The 20,250-nt window shown below is 48.2% G+C and carries 21 protein-coding genes and 1 other RNA gene; 19 read left to right on the forward strand and 3 right to left on the reverse strand.

Translation table 11 applies throughout. The annotated features are described in order from the left end of the window. Nucleotides 1-45 precede the first annotated feature (45 nt). Entirely contained in the window at nucleotides 46-2,592 is a 2,547-nt protein-coding gene (locus tag VLX91_16625; GenBank protein ID HUI31836.1) for a sugar phosphate nucleotidyltransferase, read from the reverse strand. Between the two features lie 300 nt (nucleotides 2,593-2,892). Between VLX91_16625 and pyrR the strand changes: the two genes are divergently transcribed. The 3 genes from pyrR to VLX91_16640 are packed head-to-tail and all read left to right on the forward strand — an operon-like array spanning nucleotide 2,893 to nucleotide 5,637. Then, nucleotides 2,893-3,447, forward strand: coding sequence for a bifunctional pyr operon transcriptional regulator/uracil phosphoribosyltransferase PyrR (pyrR, locus tag VLX91_16630; protein HUI31837.1), 555 nt, complete (start codon nucleotides 2,893-2,895; stop codon nucleotides 3,445-3,447). Next, nucleotides 3,431-4,354 carry an aspartate carbamoyltransferase catalytic subunit gene (locus VLX91_16635; protein ID HUI31838.1) on the forward strand — a complete coding sequence of 308 codons (924 nt, stop codon included), beginning with the start codon at nucleotides 3,431-3,433 and terminating at the stop codon, nucleotides 4,352-4,354. The genes pyrR and VLX91_16635 overlap by 17 nt, the downstream gene beginning before the upstream one ends. Next, entirely contained in the window at nucleotides 4,351-5,637 is a 1,287-nt protein-coding gene (locus VLX91_16640; GenBank protein ID HUI31839.1) for a dihydroorotase, read from the forward strand. Before VLX91_16635 ends, VLX91_16640 begins: the two co-directional genes overlap by 4 nt. A gap of 19 nt (nucleotides 5,638-5,656) precedes the next feature. On the opposite strand, the gene aat is transcribed toward VLX91_16640, so the two are convergent. Then, the gene (gene aat, locus VLX91_16645; GenBank protein ID HUI31840.1) at nucleotides 5,657-6,229 is read right to left on the reverse strand and encodes a leucyl/phenylalanyl-tRNA--protein transferase; all 573 of its coding nucleotides are present in this window, start codon (nucleotides 6,227-6,229) and stop codon (nucleotides 5,657-5,659) included. Between the two features lie 296 nt (nucleotides 6,230-6,525). Here aat and VLX91_16650 point away from each other — a divergent pair, with 296 nt between their 5' ends. The 8 genes from VLX91_16650 to ruvA all read left to right on the forward strand — a co-directional run bounded on the left by VLX91_16650 (nucleotide 6,526) and on the right by ruvA (nucleotide 12,874). Beyond that, nucleotides 6,526-7,626 carry a Nif3-like dinuclear metal center hexameric protein gene (locus tag VLX91_16650; protein ID HUI31841.1) on the forward strand — a complete coding sequence of 367 codons (1,101 nt, stop codon included), beginning with the start codon at nucleotides 6,526-6,528 and terminating at the stop codon, nucleotides 7,624-7,626. Nucleotides 7,627-7,644: 18 nt separating this feature from the next. Further along, entirely contained in the window at nucleotides 7,645-8,385 is a 741-nt protein-coding gene (locus VLX91_16655; GenBank protein ID HUI31842.1) for a C4-type zinc ribbon domain-containing protein, read from the forward strand. Then, complete coding sequence (locus VLX91_16660; protein HUI31843.1) at nucleotides 8,382-8,789, forward strand: ribonuclease HI family protein; 408 nt, start codon at nucleotides 8,382-8,384, stop codon at nucleotides 8,787-8,789. Before VLX91_16655 ends, VLX91_16660 begins: the two co-directional genes overlap by 4 nt. After that, nucleotides 8,783-9,187, forward strand: an RNA gene (rnpB, locus tag VLX91_16665) — RNase P RNA component class A. Before VLX91_16660 ends, rnpB begins: the two co-directional genes overlap by 7 nt. A gap of 67 nt (nucleotides 9,188-9,254) precedes the next feature. Next, nucleotides 9,255-10,949, forward strand: coding sequence for a single-stranded-DNA-specific exonuclease RecJ (recJ, locus tag VLX91_16670; protein ID HUI31844.1), 1,695 nt, complete (start codon nucleotides 9,255-9,257; stop codon nucleotides 10,947-10,949). 3 nt (nucleotides 10,950-10,952) lie between these two features. Continuing rightward, nucleotides 10,953-11,708: a YebC/PmpR family DNA-binding transcriptional regulator gene (locus tag VLX91_16675; protein HUI31845.1), complete on the forward strand. Its 756-nt coding sequence runs from the start codon at nucleotides 10,953-10,955 to the stop codon at nucleotides 11,706-11,708. A 9-nt stretch (nucleotides 11,709-11,717) separates the two neighbouring features. Continuing rightward, nucleotides 11,718-12,281, forward strand: coding sequence for a crossover junction endodeoxyribonuclease RuvC (gene ruvC / locus VLX91_16680; GenBank protein HUI31846.1), 564 nt, complete (start codon nucleotides 11,718-11,720; stop codon nucleotides 12,279-12,281). Next, a complete protein-coding gene (gene ruvA, locus VLX91_16685; protein ID HUI31847.1) occupies nucleotides 12,278-12,874 on the forward strand; it encodes a Holliday junction branch migration protein RuvA in 597 nt (198 codons plus the stop codon). Before ruvC ends, ruvA begins: the two co-directional genes overlap by 4 nt. 8 nt (nucleotides 12,875-12,882) lie before the next feature. On the opposite strand, the gene VLX91_16690 is transcribed toward ruvA, so the two are convergent. Continuing rightward, a complete protein-coding gene (locus VLX91_16690) occupies nucleotides 12,883-13,575 on the reverse strand; it encodes a hypothetical protein (GenBank protein HUI31848.1) in 693 nt (230 codons plus the stop codon). 129 nt (nucleotides 13,576-13,704) lie between these two features. Here VLX91_16690 and alr point away from each other — a divergent pair, with 129 nt between their 5' ends. The 8 genes from alr to VLX91_16730 all read left to right on the forward strand — a co-directional run bounded on the left by alr (nucleotide 13,705) and on the right by VLX91_16730 (nucleotide 20,194). Then, nucleotides 13,705-14,823, forward strand: a complete 1,119-nt coding sequence (gene alr / locus VLX91_16695) for an alanine racemase (GenBank protein ID HUI31849.1) — start codon at nucleotides 13,705-13,707, stop codon at nucleotides 14,821-14,823. Between the two features lie 8 nt (nucleotides 14,824-14,831). Further along, the gene (locus tag VLX91_16700) at nucleotides 14,832-15,914 is read left to right on the forward strand and encodes a mannose-1-phosphate guanylyltransferase (GenBank protein ID HUI31850.1); all 1,083 of its coding nucleotides are present in this window, start codon (nucleotides 14,832-14,834) and stop codon (nucleotides 15,912-15,914) included. 26 nt (nucleotides 15,915-15,940) lie between these two features. Next, nucleotides 15,941-16,378, forward strand: a complete 438-nt coding sequence (locus VLX91_16705) for a septal ring lytic transglycosylase RlpA family protein (GenBank protein ID HUI31851.1) — start codon at nucleotides 15,941-15,943, stop codon at nucleotides 16,376-16,378. Nucleotides 16,379-16,392: 14 nt separating this feature from the next. Beyond that, on the forward strand, nucleotides 16,393-17,283 hold the full coding sequence (locus tag VLX91_16710; GenBank protein ID HUI31852.1) for a DMT family transporter: 891 nt from the start codon (nucleotides 16,393-16,395) through the stop codon (nucleotides 17,281-17,283). Then, nucleotides 17,280-17,888 (forward strand): RNA methyltransferase, encoded by a 609-nt coding sequence (locus tag VLX91_16715; GenBank protein HUI31853.1) that lies wholly within the window; start codon nucleotides 17,280-17,282, stop codon nucleotides 17,886-17,888. The genes VLX91_16710 and VLX91_16715 overlap by 4 nt, the downstream gene beginning before the upstream one ends. Before the next feature lie 87 nt (nucleotides 17,889-17,975). After that, the gene (locus VLX91_16720) at nucleotides 17,976-18,548 is read left to right on the forward strand and encodes a LemA family protein (GenBank protein ID HUI31854.1); all 573 of its coding nucleotides are present in this window, start codon (nucleotides 17,976-17,978) and stop codon (nucleotides 18,546-18,548) included. Nucleotides 18,549-18,572: 24 nt separating this feature from the next. Continuing rightward, nucleotides 18,573-19,556: a M48 family metallopeptidase gene (locus tag VLX91_16725; GenBank protein ID HUI31855.1), complete on the forward strand. Its 984-nt coding sequence runs from the start codon at nucleotides 18,573-18,575 to the stop codon at nucleotides 19,554-19,556. 62 nt (nucleotides 19,557-19,618) lie between these two features. Then, nucleotides 19,619-20,194, forward strand: coding sequence for a sigma-70 family RNA polymerase sigma factor (locus VLX91_16730; protein HUI31856.1), 576 nt, complete (start codon nucleotides 19,619-19,621; stop codon nucleotides 20,192-20,194). The last annotated feature ends 56 nt before the right edge of the window (nucleotides 20,195-20,250 follow it).

A 20,250-nucleotide genomic window follows, 5' to 3' on the forward strand; every position in this document is an offset into this window, starting at 1 on the left:
ACAAAAAGCAAAAAGTCGCCGTCACTCGTTGTGCATTGTTCGCCTTCAATTATTCGCTCGTTCGGATTTGCCGCCAGCCCAGTCAGAGAGCCATTCGACAATTTTCGACTCGAAACGGTCTACTGCAGACTGTGCCATCTCCTTGTTTTCCGACTCGGCGTTAATGTGAAATAAGGCTCGTTCCTTGTCGGGGAGCAAATGAACCCACGTGCCGTCGTCATAATGGACTTTGATTCCGTCGACAGTTTCACGTTTTTCATGTTTCGTGAATTCTATGAGCTTCCTCATTATGGTTCCCTTTTCACTCCACGGGCAGTCGAGATTTTTTTTCACCATGTGAAGCCGCGGGACAACCTGTTCCAGTTCGGACAGTGTTATCCCTGTCTTTGCCGTCATCTCCAGAATTTTTGCAACGGAAAACATTGCGTCGCTTGCGAACAAGAATTGAGGAAAAATAAAGCCGCCTTTTGTGCCGCCGACAAAGTCATAGGTGCCTTCATAAGCGGCATTCATTAACGCCTGGTGGGTTGCCTTTGTTCTGGTTACGTTAAGCCCGTGTTCGGCAGCGACGAGATCGATTTCCCTCGAGGCGGAAAAGGGAACGGCGATTCGCTTCAGCTGAGGTTCGGCTAACGCAAATAGTTTAGTGACCAGGGAAAGAAGTCTATCTTCATCCACGAATTTGCCGAGTTCGTTAATCACGAAAATTTTTTCCGCTCCCGCATCGAACATGAATCCGAAATTGTAATTGAGCGACTTGACGATCCCGCTCAATTGGTTCAGATCATTTTCCAATTGCCTGGGAGTTTTTGTAAGCTGCTTAGGATCGAGATAGGCATTCAGTGCCACCACTCTTGTGCTCAGCGAGCCAACTATCATCGGGAATAGTGTCGAAGCGACTCCGTGCGAGTAGTCGATGACTATGTTGAACTTCTGGGATCTTATGGCATCAATATCCAGCGATCTGATGAAATCCTGGCGGTAACTTTCATTTGTCCTTTCAGGAAAAAAAATGTCGCCGACCTCGTCGTGAGGTGCTCTCGCGAATTCCTCTCCGAAAAAAAGTCTTTCGACCGCGCGCACTTTGCTGGTCGACAAATCTCTCCCATCCGAATCAAGGAAAATTATGTCTGTCAGGTCAGGATCGAACGGGCTTTTCCTGACGTGGATGCCGCCAGCCGCCTTTCCGCTGCGAAGCTCGTGACGAACAATCGGTATCGGCGTACTCCTCAGATCGTAGATGTTTGTGCCGGCCGACATCAACCCGACAATCAGCGATCGATTGATCATTCTGCTGATGGTGTGAGAGTCCCTGCTGCATACGACGTACTTCCCGCCGCCAAGAAGGGAACCGAATGCCGCACCGAGTTTCGCAGCAAACTCAGGATTCATCTCGATGTTCGATGTGCCGGTCACGCGCGCGTCCGTAAAAATCGCAGATAACCACTTATCCTCCCAGATTAAACTCCGGGAGAGAGTCGCACCGGCGTCGACGACTTTCTTCGGCCAAAGTTTTACGTTGGGTTTTATGTTTGCTTTCTTCCCGATTATACAGTCGTCGCTTATGAAAACATTTTCTTCAATTTCAACCTGTTCGCCGATGATGGTCCCGCTTGCTATTACGTCGCCCGCTATTTTGGATCGGGCACCGACCAATACATTATCCCAGAGAATACTGCGACTGATATTTGAATATGAATCGACCGTACAATTATTTCCGATGATGGTGTCCTCAAGCTCTACTTCTTCGCCGATGGTCACGTTGTCGCCGATAACCACTGTGCCGCGCACGTTAAGGCTCTGCGGGAGCTGAAACTCTTCAGGTGCAATCACCCTCGCTCCGTTGAAGTCGAATCTTTTTCCGCCGCAGCTCACGTGGACCTTTTGCTCAAGGCAATCCAATTGGGCTTCGATGTATTCGTTGAGGTTTCCTATGTCCCTCCAATAACCTTCTGCGGCATATCCATATAGCGGCATCCTTTGTTTGAGCATCGACGGAAAGAGTTCTTTGCTGAAATCATAGTCTTCATGGTATGGAACCATTTCCAATACTTCCGGTTCGATGACGTAAATTCCTGTGTTAACCGTGTCGCTGAATACCTCGCCCCAGGTTGGCTTCTCAAGAAATCTTACGATCTTTCCGCTCTCATCGGTAATCACAAGTCCGAACTGTAAGGGATCATTTACGCGAGTGAGAACAAGCGTCGCCTTGGACCTCTTTGACTCATGAAACTCTATTGCTCTCGTCAAATCAAAATCGGTCAGTACGTCGCCGCTTATGACCAGAACGCGGGAGCCCTTTATGAGTTCATATGCGTTGCGTACGCTTCCTGCCGTGCCATAGTCCGCCTCTGCCTTGACATATTGTATTGAAGCTCCGTACTGGCTGCCGTCTTGCAGGAAATTCTTAATTACGTTGGGATAATAGAAAATAAGGACCACTATGTCGCGGATGCCGTGATTTACGAGGAGACGGACGATATGCTCGATCATCGGTCTGTTCATGATCGGGACCATAGGTTTCGGAATTCTGCAAGTAAGAGGACGAAGTCGCGTACCAAATCCCCCGGCCATAATCACGGCCTTCAGCATCAATTGCTCCTTGGTTAAAAAAATCGCTGAAAATATAAACCTCATAGGGGGGAAAATCAAGGAGACGGAGAGGATGCATGTGCCGTAAGTTTGAGTCTTTCAGAAACTTGCGGAGAGTTTGCCGAGAATCTCCGGGAAAATTCATGGTGCACAAAATTTGGAAAATCGTGGCACGATTACTATCTTAAGAAAGCCTTTAACTCCATCCGGCGAGGTGGATAAGGACCTGTCAGCAGATACAACCTTACCCATAAAGGCTCTTTTGCATCAGTAGTTTGTTCAACTCAATCAGGAGTACGCATGAGAGTCAAATCTAAGATCGCGGACGTGCAGCAAATGGGCCGGTCCATCACGCGGCTCGCGCACGAAATAATCGAACACAACAAGGGAGCGGCAAACTTGTGCGTCATCGGCATAAAGACGCGCGGCGATTTTCTTGCCAAAAGAATTGCCGACAAAATCTCGGAAATAGAGAAAGTCAAGGTGCCTCTTGGAACGCTTGACATTACACTCTACCGGGATGACGTCCGGCAAAAGTTGAAACTTCCGGAGCTGAAAAGGACGGAAGTCCACTTCGACATAACCGACAAAAACGTCATTCTGGTGGACGATGTTCTGTTTACAGGAAGAACAATTCGGTCCGCGCTCGATGCACTAATCGATATCGGAAGGCCGACCACGATACAGCTTGCCGTTCTTGTGGATCGCGGTCACAGGGAATTGCCGATCAGCGCGGATTATGTCGGGAAAAATCAACCCACGGCGATCAAAGAGTCTATAGTGGTCCACCTTTCGGAAATCGACGGAACCGACGAAATACTACTGACGGAGGATGAAGATGGCACAGGGAATTAAAAACCTGCTGGGACTGCGGGATCTCTCACGGGAAGAGATATTGGAGATACTCGATACTGCCCGGAGTTTTCGAGAGGTACTGGAGAGGCCGATAAAAAAGGTTCCAACTTTGCAGGGAACAACGGTCGTGAATTTGTTTTTTGAAAGTTCCACACGGACGAGGATTTCATTTGAGCTTGCGGAACGGAGGTTGAGCGCAGATGTCGTTAACTTCGCAGCAAGCGGCAGCAGCGTCTCCAAAGGCGAAACGTTGAAGGACACCGCAAGGAACATCGAAGCGATGAAAACAGACGTGGTTGTAGTCAGGCATTCATCGACCGGTGCCCCTCACTTTCTCTCGCGTCTATTGAAATCTCCGGTCATCAATGCCGGAGACGGAATCAACGAACATCCTACTCAAGGGCTTCTTGACATGTTCACCATGCTGGAAAAATTCGGAGACTTGAAGGGGCTCCGTGTCTGCATCGTAGGCGACATCCAGCACAGCAGAGTGGCGCGGTCAAATATTTTCGGTTTGACAAAATTGGGAGCGGAAGTCGCGGTGTGCGGACCCAAAACGCTCATCCCGAACTATCTGGAGCAATTTTGCGTGAAGACCTTCTATGATATCGATGAAGCAATAGCCTGGGCAGACGTCTTGAATGTTTTGAGGATCCAGCTTGAAAGAGAAGCCGGCGGAGATTTTCCTTCCATCAGAGAGTACAGACTATACTGGGGGATTAACCGCGCGAGATTGGAGAGGGCAAAAAAGTCGGTCGTGGTAATGCACCCCGGCCCGATCAACCGCGGGGTTGAACTCGATGCGGACGTTGCCGATGGAAAAGCATCCTTGATTCTCGATCAGGTGACAAACGGAGTGGCCGTGAGAATGGCAGTTTTATATTTAACCGGAGTCAGAAGCTCATGAAAATTTTCCTTAGAAATGCGAGGGTCGTCGATCCGTCAGGCAAGCATGACGGCATGTTCGACATATTCATTGTCGATGGATTCATACAGGAGATCGGAGGTTCGCTTGGGGGAAACCCTGTGAACCACGAGATAAATCTGCGAGGCAAATTTGTCGTACCGGGATTGTTTGACATGCATACCCATCTGAGAGAACCGGGACAGGAATATAAAGAGGACATTTCATCGGGAATAGCGGCAGCAGCGAACGGAGGCTTCACCGGAATAGCCGCGATGCCGAACACGGATCCGGTTGTGGATTCTGCGGAAGTCGTTAAATATGTTCATGACCGTGCGCAGCAGTCGGGCTTAGTGACGGTCTATCAAATTGCCGCTATCACGGAAGCAAGAAAAGGCGAACGTCTGTCGGAAATGAAGGACCTCGCTGAGGCAGGTGCGATTGCGTTCAGTGATGATGGTTCGGCGGTAACGAATTCACATTTGATGAGACTGGCACTTGAATACTCTTCAATGTTGAACAAACCTATCATCCAGCATTGCGAAGATCATGATCTTACGAAATCCGGTTCCACAAATGAGAGTCCCGAAACGATCAAATACGGGTTGAAGACCCAGCATCGCGTTTCCGAGGAATTGATTCTAAGCCGCGATATAAAGTTGCTCGGAGCATTCAGCGGGAGATATCACGCTACCCATATATCGACGGCAGAGTCAACAGCTTGTATATCCGATGCAAAAAAGCGCGGTCTGTCCGTGACCTGCGATGTCACTCCTCACCATCTTTTCTTGGACGATAGCTTGTTGTCCACATACGATTCGGATTATAAGGTAAATCCGCCGCTTCGGACCAAGAAAGACAACGAGGCGCTGATCGCCGCATTGAAAGATGGAACGATCGATGCGATCGCAAGCGATCATGCGCCTCATGCGATACATGAAAAAGAAGTGGAGTTCGACGCAGCTCCATTCGGAATGATCGGACTTGAGACGACTGTCGGAGCCGTGATGACGAGACTTTATCATGAGAGAGTTTTATCCTTGCGGCAGATTGTCGATTTACTGTCGGTAAATCCGCGGAAAATACTCGGGCTGCAAGTTCCCACGTTTGAACTTGGTGCCAAAGCGGATATTTCAATAATCGATCCGGATTGTGAATGGGTGGTGAACCCCGAAGAATTCAAATCGAAAAGCAGAAACACGGGATTCAAAGGATGGAAATTCAAAGGAAGCGCAGTTGGAATCATAAACGGAGATAAGTTCTATTTTTCCGAAAGGCTGAAGTAGAATCGGACGGCCCAAAGAGTCAGCGGCCGAAATTTGTCTTTTTAGCGACCGCCTTGTGGAGCATTTGAATATATTTTTTCTTTGGGATTTCAATTGCGCCGAACGTTTCCAGATGAGGAGTGGCGTATTGAGTGTCGAGGAGACTGAAACCATTTTCCGAAAGATGCGTGATTAGGAAGGCCAGCGCAACCTTTGAAGCTCCGCTCTTCAGACTGAACATAGATTCGCCGAAGAACGCCGTCCCGAGTGCGACTCCGTAAAGTCCACCCGCTATCTCGCTGCCATCGATACTCTCAATGCTGTGCGCGAAACCGAGCCGGTGCAGCTCCATGTAGCTTTCAATTATTTCATCGCTGATCCATGTTTCCTCCCGGTTGGCGCAGCCTTTAATCACCGATTCGAAATTTGTGTCGATGCCAATTTTGAAGATCTGCTTGTTGATCAGTTGCTTTGTCGACCGAGGTATGTTGAAATTCTCGAGTGGTATGATAGTGCGTGGGTCGGGCGAGTACCATGATATTTTCCCGTCGTCGTCCGCCATTGGAAAATATCCCATCGAATACGCACCGAGCAAAATGTTCGGGGAGATCATGCGACATATTTTAGGCTTAAAAACGTCGAAAAGCAAAATCAGCAGCCCCTTATAATTGTGAGTGGCCCCGGAAGGAGTTCTTTGTAGATCACCGTATTGCGTACCTTGCTTCTTTTGTAAAGCATGGATATATTTTTGATGTAATTTTTAAAATGCCAAATAGAAAAGAAAAGTTGCTTATCAGAAAATTTTTAAAGCAAAGTTTCCCGGTCACACAGAGTTTATGAAAAGTGTTCCAGCGGTTAGAGGAACACTTTTTTTTTGTCCCTAATAGTTCTAACGGAGCTTTTTTGTCGATGAAGCTTCACGAATTGGTCAAGAGAATTGGTGATGATCTTCCGATTGAATTGGTGTCAGATCAGGACAATGTCGGATTGATAGTAGGAAATTATGATGATGAATGTGAGAGGATGACGTTAGCTTACGAATTGAACTGCGGCGTTCTTGATGAAGCGTTGAAGAGTCATTCTAACTTGGTGGTGACATATCACACTCCTCTTTTCCGGCCTAAAAGCTCTTTCACTTCGTCCGTTTCGAAACCTGACCCACTTTTTGAGGCTGCGCGCAAAAGTATAAACGTGTTTGCAATTCATTCGGCGCTCGACGTGATTAAAGAAGGTTTGAATTTCGACCTAGCGGCTCGACTCGGTTTGAACAAGATCAAGTTTCTATCGCCAATGAAGAGCATGCTTTTCAAGATTGTCGTATTTGTGCCGGCATCTCATTCGGACAAAGTGAGGGAAGCAATGGCGAAAGCAGGCGCAGGGAGAATTGGGAATTATTATGATTGCTCATTCGTAGCAGAGGGGAAAGGAAGTTTTGTCCCGACAGCAGATGCCTTGCCGTATGTCGGACAAACAGGCAGGTTTGAGCGGGTCGATGAGCATCGGCTTGAGATGATTGTGGAGAAATCTCTCGTTGGGCCGGCGGTGAACGAAATGCTGAAGGTGCATCCGTATGAAGAGCCGGCCTACGACATCTATCCACTTATGAATAATTCCGCGGAGTATGGATTCGGGGCGATCGGTGAACTCGATGAACCTGTACCCCTAAGGGGATTCCTTTCCCATGTTAAGAAAATAATTGGAACCGACTTTATAAAAGTGTCCCATTCCCCGGATGTAAATGTAAAGAAGGTCGCTGTATCTGTTGGTTCAGGCGTTTCATTTTATAAAGAAGCTGTGCATTGTGGTGCGGACATTTTTGTTACCGGAGACGTTAAGCACCATGATTTTCGAGAAGCGCAAAGTCATGGTCCTGTTTTGGCGGACGCGACGCATCAAGGCACTGAAAGGTTTTTACCTGATGTGATGTTCAAGGTCTTGAAAAAAACGTTTTCCGATTCAGTGGCGATTGAGATAAGCGAGTTCAAAACAATAAATGCAATTACAATTTAAAGTATCCAGGAGATCAAAGTGGCTGTCAAGGATAAACTGAAAGCGTTGTTTCAACTTCAGCAAGTCGATTTGAAATTAGACGGATTATTAGAAGAGCGCGGAGATTTACCGGCTGAAGTGGACGAACTTGAGAAGAAGATCACGGATTTGAAGACGCAGATTAAGGAGAACGATGAATTTTTAAGGAAGGCTGTCGTCAGAAAAAAAGAAATTGAAAAAGAGCTCGATGAACTTAGAAAAAGGATTGACAAATATACCGACATGCGCGTTAAGGTGAAAACTAACCGCGAGTACGATGCACTGAGCAAACAGATCGACAATTCCAAGGAAAAGGTTCAGGGGCTTCATAAAGAACTTGAAGATATACAGTCGAAAGAAACCACGTCGAGCCGGGACGTTGAAAAGCTAAAAAAGGAGTACGAAGGCGAGGAAGAAGCGTATTCTTCGAAGAAAGTTGAGCTTGAAGAGCTTGTATCCCTGACTCATGATGAAGAAAAGCGTTATATTAAAGAGCGAGAAAAGCATGTACAGAAAATCGATCGCCAGAGCTTTGCCCGTTATGAGATGATAAGGAAGGCTACGAAAGGAAAGGCGATTGTGCCGGTGGTGCGCAGGAACGCATGCGGAGGATGCTACAATGTTCTTCCGCCGCAGAGACTTCTTGACCTGCGCCAGATGGAGAGAATATTTACCTGCGACCATTGCGGGAGAATTCTTGTCCCCAACGAAATTGTTGAGGAAACTGCCCGTGAGTTATGAAGCTGATCGCGAACATCGACGGTGCCTCGTTTGGCAATCCGGGAGCCAGCGGCCTCGGCATAGTGCTGTATAATGCAGACGGGAAAGTTGTAAAAGAACACTGGGAAAATATCGGGTGCGGGACAAACAATCGGGCGGAATACATGGCGCTGCTGAAAAGCATAGACCTTGCGGAGGAACTTGGCGCCGACGAACTTGAAGTGAGATCCGACAGCCTTCTAGTAGTCTCCCAAGTGAACGGGTTGTATAAGATCAAGAACTCGACCATAAAAATTCTTGCGAAACAGGTTTATGACAAGATAAAAGCCGCTAAGATGAAATTTAAAATAATACATATTCCAAGGGAGTTAAATAAAGCTGCGGATAAGTTGTCGAAGAAGGGAGCGAGCTTTGTTAAGGAGTGAGCCAGGCAGCCGTTCAGGGCTCTGCTTTTGCGGAGTCGTGAGAGGAAAGTCCGAACTCCACATGGCAGCAGGCTCCGGTGCTTTTTCGCCCGAGGCGAAGGTGCATCGGAGGCGGGGCGACCCGACGGAAAGTGCCACAGAAAATATACCGCCCCGGTTCGATTCGTCGAATCGGAGCAAGGGTGAAAAGGCAGGGCAAGAGCCTACCGTCCTCGATGGTGACATCGTGGTGCACGGCAAACCCCCTGCGGAGCAAGACCAAGTAAGGGAGGAGCGCTCTCGGGCCACGAGGCGGCCAGCCTCGTCAGACTCTCGGGTAGGTCGCTTAGATAAATGGCTGCCTCCCTTCCGCCTCGGCGGAGGGAAGACAGAATTCGGCTTATCGGCTCACTCCAATTGTTTTGGCAATACAGATCATCTCGGAAGCAAGTCGCACTTCGGCACTACTGAAAGGCTCATGGTACAATGATTTACAAGTGGAAATTGTCCGAGCAGGGAAACCATGAGCTGATCAGCGGCCTTGCGGCACAGCTGAAAGTGAAAGAGGTCGTGGCGCGGCTTCTCGTACAGCGAGGGTTCGATTCACCCGACAAGATAAAATCTTTTTTCTATTCGAGTCTTCAGGACCAACATGACCCGTTTCTCATGGACGGGATGGATGCAGCAGTCAAGCGTGTGTTTAAAGCATTAGAACGAGATGAAAAAATTCTGATATACGGTGATTACGATGTTGACGGAACGACGGGTGCCGCATTGCTCTACATGTTTTTCAGGAATTTAGGAGCCGACGTAGAGTATTATCTGCCTGATCGGCTGAAAGAAGGTTACGGCATCAGTACGACGGGCATCGAGTTTGCAGAAAAGAACGGTTTCACCCTGTTGATCAGTGTCGATTGCGGGGTTTCTTCAAGCAGAGAAATTGCTCTGGCATTGTCTAAGGGAATCGAAGCGATCGTTTGCGACCACCATGAAGTTGAACTATGCCCCGAGGCGGTTGCTGTCCTTGATCCTATCAAACCGGGCTGCGGCTATCCGTTTAAATTTCTATCGGGATGCGGCGTTGCCTACAAATTTGCAAAAGGCGTCTCCACTAAGCTCGACAAACCCCAGCTTCCAGATGAGTATATCGACCTTGTCGCAATTGCGGCGGCAGCCGATGTCGTCCCCTTGACAGGAGAGAATAGAGTATTCGTCCGGTCTGGATTCGACGCCGTCGCGCGCCGTCCTCGTGCGGGAATCAAAGCGCTCTTTCAAAGCTCGCATATCGATCATACGAAATTGACAACGGGTCAGGTCTCGTTCATCATCGCGCCGAGAATAAATGCCGTCGGAAGACTCGGGGATGCAAAAAGAGCGGTGGAGTTGCTGGTGACCGACGATGAAGATGTCGCTGAGAAGTTTGCTCAAATTCTCGAGAAAGAAAATTTGCACCGGAAAATGCTCGACGAGCGTACCTTCAATGAAGCGAGAGATATGGCGTCCACGATGTTGTCGAGCAATTCCCTCGTTCTTCACAAGGACTCCTGGCACGCGGGAGTTCTCGGGATCGTAGCGTCGAGAGTTGTTGAAGCGTTTTATAAACCGACCATCATGCTTACGACTGTTGACGGAGTTGTTCGCGGCAGCGCGAGGAGCGTAGTCGGATATGACATTTTTGCTGCAATACGTGAGTGCTCAGATCTGCTTTTTCAATTTGGCGGTCATAAGTTTGCTGCAGGTCTCGCACTCGGTCCCGGGAATTTGCAGAGGTTTCAAGAAATGTTTGAGCGGGTGGTCGCAAGAACCATCACCGAGGAGATGAAAACTCCTGTTCTAGCCATCGACGCAGATCTCGAATTGACGGAGTTGAACGACAGCCTCGTGGAGATTTTGAAGATGTTCGAACCCTTCGGGCCACACAACACGAAGCCGGTTTTTAGAACGTTCGGCGTACATCTATCCGACGCTCGAATTGTGGGGAGTTCTCATCTTAAGATGAAATTGAAGGCGGGCGGGGTTACTTTCGATGCCATAAAATTCAGAAATGGAGAGATTACCGTAAAACCCGGCAGCAAATTGGATGTGGTCTACTCGGTAGATGAAAATCATTACGCCGGCAGTGTATATTATCAATTGCATGTAAAAGATTATAAGAATTCAGAGAAAAGTTTTGGAGGTTGATTTATGTCTGGTCACAATAAGTGGGCAAAAATTAAGCACAAGAAAGCAGGCACCGATGCCGCACGCGGCCGGCTGTTCAGCCGCATCATCAAGGAAATCACAATTGCGGCAAGAAACGGGGGCGGCGACGTAAACAGCAATCCCCGTTTGCGCCTCGCGGTTCAGACTGCCAAGGATTCGAATATGCCCGCCGATAACATCAAGCGGGCGATACAACGCGGTACGGGTGAGCTTCCAGGAACTGTCTACGAAGAGATCACTTATGAAGGATATGGACCGGCCGGCGTCGCGCTGATGATCGAGCTTGTTACCGACAATAAGAATCGGACTGTGGCTGAACTCCGTCATATTCTGGACCGCAACAACGGGAAACTTGCAGAAGCCGGATCGGTGGCGTGGATGTTCCAGAAGAAGGGAAGCATCGAAGTCCCGAAATCCGGGGTCAAGGAGGATGATCTTCTCGGAATTATTCTTGATGCCGGCGCCGATGACATGAAGTCTGAAGAAGACTATTATGATGTCACGACATCCTCGGAAGCTTTCGATGCGGTTAAGAAGGCGATTGAGGATAAAAAGATTCCGATCAACAACGCTGCTCTGCAGATGCTGCCGCAGAACACTGTCCGGGTCGAGGGAAAGGAGGCCGAGCAGGTTCTGAAATTGTTGGAAGCTTTAGAAGAACATGACGACGTCCAAAACGTTTACGCAAACTTCGATATCGACGACAGCGTCATGGCACAGCTCAATCAATCCGCCTGAGGCGGAGAGGTGGTCATCCTCGGCATAGATCCCGGTTCCCGCAAGACAGGTTATGCGGTTCTGAATGCTGAAAAGAACAGGAGTGAGGTTCTTGAATATGGAACAATCACGCTGACGGACCTGAAATTAATGACGGATAAACTTGTAAGGCTCTTTGAGGAGCTTGGGGAACTGTTTGTTAAGTATGGGATTCAATCGGTCGCTGTCGAAGCGGGTTTCTATGGAAAGAATGCGCAGAGCGCATATAAACTTGGATACGCACGAAGCGCCGCGGTGTTGGCTGCGGCGCTGAAAAGAGTGGAAGTCGTGGAATATTCTCCGCGGAAAATCAAACAGGCCGTCACGGGAAACGGCAATGCTTCTAAGAAGCAAGTGAAATACATGGTGAGAAATCTCCTTCACATCGATAATAAGGAAAGAATCGGAGAAGATGAGGCAGATGCATGTGCCGCCGCTATTTGCCACTCGCAAAACCATGGCCGGGGAACCAGGAATTATAAGAGCTGGAAGGAATTTGTCGTAAGAAATAAACATCTCGTCATTCACGAAAGTCTGGGAGAAAGACTGGCGTGATTTATCGAATAACCGGGCGTCTTGCGGCGAAGAATCCGACAATGCTGGTCGTCGAGGTAAACGGACTGTCGTATGAAGTCAATGTGCCTTTGTCCACCTACGAACGAGTCGGCAGGGAAAGCAGCGAAGTCTCACTGTACACAATTCTAGTCGTTCGGGAGGACGACCTCCAATTGTATGGGTTTGCCACCGAGGACGAGAGGAAGTTGTTCAAACTCTTGACAAGCGTCAGCGGTATCGGTCCGCGTACCGCACTGAGTCTCCTCTCTTCCGCGAATGTGGGCGACATATTTGGGTTCATTGCCAACTCCAATCTGCAAGCGCTGACGTCAATCCCGGGAATTGGAAAGAAGACGGCCGAGAGGGTCGTGCTTGAGCTTCGTGACAAAGTTTTGAAGCTGGATGTAGGCGTATTACATGAAGCACTTGAAGGCAAAGAGGAAATTCGATCCGAAGCTGTGGACGCCTTGCTGGCGCTTGGTTATTCGCGAATACAAAGCGAGAAAGCTGTCAGAGAAGCTCTGAAGAATGATTCGTCAGCAGCCAACTCAGTCGAGGAACTGGTGAGGTCGGCGCTGAAAGAAGTGAAGTAGGCTGAACTTCACCATCCCACTGTTATTCCTGTAATAATTCCTGCTGAGATGGGCTGCGTCATTGCACCTGCTTGGTCGAAGTTCACTTCCTTTCTCAAGCTGTACATCGCAAGAACGCTCACATCAAACCCAACCCTGAAATCTCCAACCTGGTACGCATTGAAAATGATTCCTGCTTCCGCCGGTATGAACGGAACCACTAACCGCTGGGCGGAGTAAATTGTATCAGGTGGAACGGGGTAAGTCGCCCATTGAGAATAGTCATAACTCTTACCCTCATGCTTAAAGTATGCCACGCCGAACCCGGCGGAAACATACGGCCGGAAGATCCCTGAGTCAATTGGTGAAAAACTGAGTTTCAAGTATGAGCCGTATGATTCAGTGAGAAAAGAGTTCATAGGTATTGACGATTCCACAGACTGAAACAATACCGCTTGGGCGATGCTTGCAGTCGCTTTTGTGTAGGAAAAGGAAATTGAAGCATCGAAATGCTCACCCAATTTTCTTGTCAGGTCGATGCCTATGAAAGTGTTAAAAGAATAATTATGAACCCAGCTGCCTTCATTAATTTTTATCTGTCCTTGAAACAGGAGTGGCGAAGCATGAACGTTGACCGACCAATCAGGTCCAGTCTCCTGGGCTTCAGACTCTAATGATGGAACGGCAATTATCAGCACTGCATATAACATAAACGTCTTCATAACCCATCTCCCAAAAGACTAAATTAGAGAAACATTCGTACCATTACACTAAAATTATATCCACAGGAAACGGGCAAATCAAGGGCCGATTACCTTTGAAAAATTTTAGCAGGCTCATTATATTTTTGAATGAGAGCCACGCGGGCTGAAGTCGACCTTTCAGCGATTCGATACAACATAAAACAGGTTGTCCGGAAAGTTGGGAATGTGCGTGTTCTTGGGGTGATGAAAGCAAACGCCTACGGACATGGGATTGTCGAGGCTTCTAAAGCTGCACTGGAGTCGGGCGCAAGCTACCTTGGCGTCGCGCTGGCGGAAGAGGGCATTGAACTGCGACGGCACACCGGCGCACCCATACTGGTTTTCTCACCGCCGTTTGATGAATCGTTTGAGGATTATGTCGGGTTTGATCTGGAAGCGACCATAACTTCCGTAGACTCTGCTCGGGCATTGAATTCCGTATCGAAGGTGGCGGGAAAAAAAACAAAAGTGCAGATTAAGATCGATACCGGAATGGGACGGATCGGTTTTTTCCCGGAAGTTGCCGTCGAAGCGATCAGAGCGATTGCCGATCTCGATTCGCTTTCCATCGCCGGCATTTATTCGCATTTTGCCACTTCCGACGAATCGAACAAAGAATTCGCGCGGCATCAGTTGTCGGCCTTTAAGAATATCGTTACTGCGGCCAAAGATATCGGCCTGGATTGCATTTTCCACATTGCCAATAGCGGCGCTATCATGGATATCCCGGGCAGCTACTTTGATATGGTCAGGCCCGGCATAATGACATATGGTTATTATCCGTCTCTTGAAACTTCCGAGTCCATCGACATAAAGCCCGCACTGTCCCTGAAGTCAAACGTGGTACAGATAAAAACTTTCAAGGGGGGAATGAGCGTAAGTTATGGAAGAAAATATTTCACGAAGGGGCCGACACGCATCGCGGTAGTGCCGATAGGCTACGGAGACGGATTCACGAGACTATTGTCGGGAAAAGCATCGGTCCTCATAAATGGGAAGATGTATCGGATAGTCGGGACCATCACCATGGATCACTTGATGGTCGATTTGGAGAACGATCCGAAAGTACAGGTCGGAGACGGAGTAACTTTGATAGGAAAGGACTGCGGTCTGGGAATTTCCGCATGGGATATTGCGTCGAAATTGGGAACTATTCCTTATGAGGTATTGTGTATGATTAATAATCGTGTGCCACGATTGTACCATAATGAATCAAACATGGACTGAAGAGGAACATGAAAGTCTTTGCACTGATAATGGCCGGAGGCATTGGGTCGCGAATTTGGCCGAAAAGCAGGGAAGCGACGCCTAAACAATTCCAAAACATCTTCGGAAGTCGAACATTATACCAGCGCGCATATGATAGAATTTCCAAGATCGTGCCGCCGCAGAATATTTTTGTGGTCACGAATCAAATTCATTGCTCGGTGGCCGCGGAACAAATTACCGAGATTCCGAAACGAAATATTATCGGAGAGCCGGTCGGGCGCAGCACCGCTCCCTGCATAGCTGCAGCCGCGTCTGCGATTTCATCCATAACCGATAATGCGGTCATGGTCGTCCTTCCTTCCGATCATTTGATCTCTCAAGAAGAAAATTATATAAACCAGATGAAGGAAGCGATTCGTCTGGCTGAAAAACATCGGGCACTTGTCACGATAGGAATAAGGCCGACATATCCTGAAACCGGTTATGGTTATATTCAGTTCAATAAAAACGAAGAGAACAGCGACATTACGGTGCATGGGGGGCACAGGGTAATCGCATTCAAAGAAAAGCCTGACAGTGCCACGGCGGTAAAATTTCTTGAAAGCGGCGACTACCTATGGAACAGCGGAATGTTCATCTGGCGTATCGACGTGATCCTAGAGGAGCTGAAAAAGAACCTGGAACATTTTTCTGATTTCGACCCTCAGATGAAGGAGAGTTATGGGCAAGCCAGTTTTGCAGCCGTTGTAAACGATTTTTATTCGCGTGTTAAATCAATCTCAATCGACTATGCTGTCATGGAAAAATCCGATAACGTTCTGACGATCCCGAGTAATTTCTCATGGAGCGACGTCGGATCATGGGATGAAATCTACAGGTTGAGCGACGTGGACAGCAGCGGTAATGCATTCAAAGGAAATGTTGTAAGTGTTCGAAGCAGAAACAATCTTGTCTGGGCTGATGATAAGGTCGTAACGATCGTCGAGGCGGAAGATTTAGTTGTCGTGGAGACTAAGGATTCGATTCTGATATGTAAAAAAGGGAAGTCGCAGAGTGTAAAGGACGTCGTCGATATATTGAGAAAGCAAGGGAGGCAGGATCTGCTGTGACTAGGGCAGTTAACTGTGTCGTGCTCATGTCAGTACTATATTTTGTCGGCTGCTCTGCGGCGGCACGCTTTACGAATACTGGAAAAGAAAACGGTACATCGACCGAAAACATTTCGAAATCCACGTCTACTTCGATCGCGCCAGGGAAAGCGCTGCTGACCGTCGAAGGGGTGGCATCTTTCTATTCTTATGGTTTCGATAAGAAGAAGACCGCAAGCGGAGAAATTTTTGACAAAGATGGGTTGACTGCTGCTCACCGTGAATTCCCTTTTGGAACAATTCTACGTGTGACTAATTTGACCAATGGGAAGGATGTCACGGTTACAGTCAACGATCGGGGGCCCTTTGACAAATCGAGAATCATCGATCTATCCGAAGGGGCGGCGAGGGAAATTGGGATGATACAAGATGGCACAACGAAAGTGAAGATTGAAGTTTTGAAGTGGGGACAAAGCCCGAAATGATATTCGATTAAGAATTGACCGATCCGTCTCCCAAAAATCGTTTCAGCGGTTATCTAAACATTTTTGCTGCCGCTTCGCTATGGGGTTCTTCAGCAACTGTGGCGAAGTCTTTGTTTCAACAAAACATCTCGCCGCTTCTCGTAGTAGAATCGAGAGTCATAATAGCGGCAATAGTCCTTACTTTTGTTCTTCTTTGTACTCGCCCGCAATTGCTGAAAGTGAAATCTGCAGATCTTAATGACTTTGCACTTCTTGGAATAATTGGTGTCGCAGGCTCTAACTACACATATTATGCTGCGATAAAGGAGACGAGCGTTGCGGCTGCAATTCTGATGCAATATACAGCTCCGGTTCTGGTAGCGCTTTATGCGGTTGTGACCAAGCATGAGAAAATCAGCGGAATCAAAACGGCGGCAATCATCCTCTCATTCACCGGCTGTGCCATCATGCTCGGTCTAATAAGGCATGATGTGAGAATAACTGTCCTCGGAATTTGTTTCGGCATCCTGTCGGCATTCTGTTTTGCATTTTTCAACATATATGCAAAAATTGCGAACAAACATTATTCAGTTTGGACTGTGTTGACCTACACCGTGATCAGCGCGAGCGTGTTCTGGATTGTCCTGGATGTCTTTGCCAATCCCGGAATACGAATTCCCGGCGTGAACATGGCCATGACGTTGATTGCGTTCTCTTTTGTATCAGCACTTCTTCCTTATATTTTTTATTTCAGAGGTTTGAGACGGCTCAGACCTTCGACCGCAATTATCGTTTCTACATTGGAGCCGGTGATCGCAATCGGGACGGCGTTTGCCTTTCTAGGGGAGAGCCTCCATTGGATGCAGATTGCCGGGGGAGTTCTGGTGGTGGCTGCAGTTATATTGTTGGAGGCATACAAAGAGTGAGGACGCAGCGGCGTATCGACAGGCTTTCCATGGCGCTGAAACATACTCAACCCGATCTGACCATAGTGCTTGAGAACATCCATGACCCGCATAATGTGAGCGCGATCATGAGGACATGTGATGCCGTCGGAATCAGACGTGTAAATCTTCTCTATACTGAAGAGAAATTTCCAAAGATCGGGAAAAAGAGTTCGGCGAGCGCCCACAAATGGGTTGAAAACCAGAAGTTCAGGTCGGTCCAGGATTGCTATGGCTACCTAAAAGGGAATGGCTTTCTTGTAGCAGCGAGCGTCGTGGATATCGGACCCAGGCTTGCACGCTCCGGGTCAGGCTCGATCTCTCTTTATGAACTGGATTTGCGAAAACAAATCGCTTTAGTTTTCGGCAATGAGCACCGTGGAGTATCAGAGGAAGCGGCTTCATCCGCTGACATTCGCTTTCAAGTACCGATGTTCGGAATGGTGCAAAGCTTAAATGTCTCGGTTGCGTGTGCGATAACCATTTATGAAGCGCTCAGACAAAGGATGGAGTCTGGAGATTTCGGAAAGCAAAAGATAGGAGATGTCGAGTTCAAGAAGCGTTTGGATGATTGGGCAAAAAAATAACACGGAGACATTCGCGTTGCAAATAGCTTGCATCGCGACTTTTCAACTCTTACTTTATGCCGACATATTTGTGAAAGGAGGCTTTACATGTTTGTTGTTTATATTCTCGTTGCCATTATAATTCTCATCCCCTTGTGGGCGATAGCGAAATACAACGGACTCGTTACGCTCCGCAACCAGGTCACCAACGGCTGGAAGCAGATCGATGTCCAGTTGAAGCGAAGACATGACTTGATTCCTAATTTAGTACAGTCGGTCAAAGGAGAAATGGAATTCGAGCAGGATACACTCCAGAAAGTAATCGAAGCGCGTAATGCTGCCGCCTCCGCAAAGGGAATTGCCGACTCGGCAGGAAAAGAGGACATACTTTCAGGCGCCCTGAACAAATTGTTTGCACTCGTAGAGAACTATCCTAATTTGAAAGCCAACGAGAACGTGAAGCAGCTTCAGGAGGAGCTGACCAGTACGGAGAACAAGATTTCTTTCGCCAGACAATTCTACAACGATATTGCGACGAAGTTCAACATAGCAGAGCAGGTTTTCCCGGGAAGTATCATCGCATCGATTTTTAATTTTACAGCTGCGGAACTTTTTGAGATCAAGGAAGTAACCGAACGCGAGACTCCGAAAGTCGATCTGTCGTTGAGGAAACAGTCCTGAGCCAAGAGCCTTCTGACATTTGTCGTGGAAGACTTTAGAAACATTTACGAACAACAGGCGCACAACAAGCATGTAACGCTTGCTCTGATGGTCTGTTTCATACTGTTCCTCGGGTTCCTCGGATTCGGCTTCGATGCTTTTTACCTTGGAACGATAGACAGCGAGTTTTTTCTTCCCATCGGTACTGTCATCGCTCTCGGTTTTGGATCGTTCTCGGCCGTTTGGAGTCTTAAGGGGGGCTCAAGCGCTGTGTTGAGATCCACTAATGCAGTTCCCGCGGATCCGAACAATCCCGCACAGAAGCAACTTCTGAATATAGTGGAGGAAATGAGTATTGCCGCGGGACTGCCGCGTCCACAGGTTTTCATTGTGCCCGATTCTGATCCGAATGCATTCGCGACCGGCAAAGATCCGCAGAACAGCGCGATCGCAGTCACGCAGGGGCTTCTCGATACATTAAATCGGGACGAGCTTCAAGGTGTAATTGCTCACGAGATGAGTCACATCCGGAATTATGATGTCAGGTTAATGACCGTGATTGCGGCAATGATAGGTGCGATCCTTTTGCTTTCCGATTGGGCAAGACGCGGAATGTTTTGGGGAGGCGGTCGTCGCCGTTCACGCAGCTCCGGCGGGAGTGCGGGCGGGGCAATTGCATTGATCTTGATCGTACTGTGGCTTGTCGGTGTAATCCTTGCGCCGCTCATCAGTCAGATCATGGCCATGGCTGTTTCACGAAAGCGTGAGTATTTTGCGGACGCGTCGGGCGCAGAGCTGACGCGAAATCCACTTGCACTGGCGAGTGCCCTGCAGAAATTGGAGGATGCTTCAGCTCCGACTGAATCGATCAAGCACGGAGCCGCCCACCTTTGTATTGTGGATCCGCTGGGAAGGAAAATGAATGCGAAGGAAGGACGTGCTGCAGATTTGTTTGCCAGCCATCCTCCGATAAGCAAGCGGATCATGTGGCTGAAGGCGATGTCTTACGAGATTAAGCCGGCGGTGTGAGCTGAGGATTGTGCAGGCGGATATTCGCTTGCGATAAACGCTGAATTATCTTATCATAGACTATGTCATGGAAGGAAAAAGCCGCGCCCCAGAGGTGGGTCGAGAATTTCTCCGATTCTTTGTTTAGGTATGCAATCGTCAGGGTGAACGACAGGGAGACTGCTAGAGACCTAGTCCAGGATACGTTACTTTCAGGTCTTCAAAACGTCTCCTCGTTCAGAGGCGACAGTGCCGAGAAAACCTGGCTCTTCACCATATTGAAGAATAAAATCATCGACCATTATCGTAGGTCATCAACGGATAAAATCGTTTCGTTTGAGGATCTGGATGAATCGTTCAATCTCGGTGACTACTTCGACAAGGAAGGCGAATGGAACGAGTCGGCAAGACCGATAAGCTGGACCGGAAGCGGTCACGACGACTATGGATCGAAGGAATTTCATGAGATACTGCAGCGTTGTCTGGTGAGGCTCACCGTACAGTGTCGCGCTGTGTTTTCGATGAAGTATCTGGAGGAGCTTGAGTCCGATGAGATTTGTAAGAGATTATCTGTTTCTGCGTCTAACTATTGGGTGATCATGCACAGAGCGAAACTTATGCTGAGACGCTGTATCGAAAAGAACTGGATCGAGTCCTGAAGGCAACTATGGAAATCATTCCCTGCACACAGGCGACATATTTGATTTCCAAGCGT

Source organism: Candidatus Acidiferrales bacterium (assembly GCA_035515795.1).
GTDB lineage: Bacteria > Bacteroidota > Ignavibacteria > Kryptoniales > JAKASW01 > JAKASW01.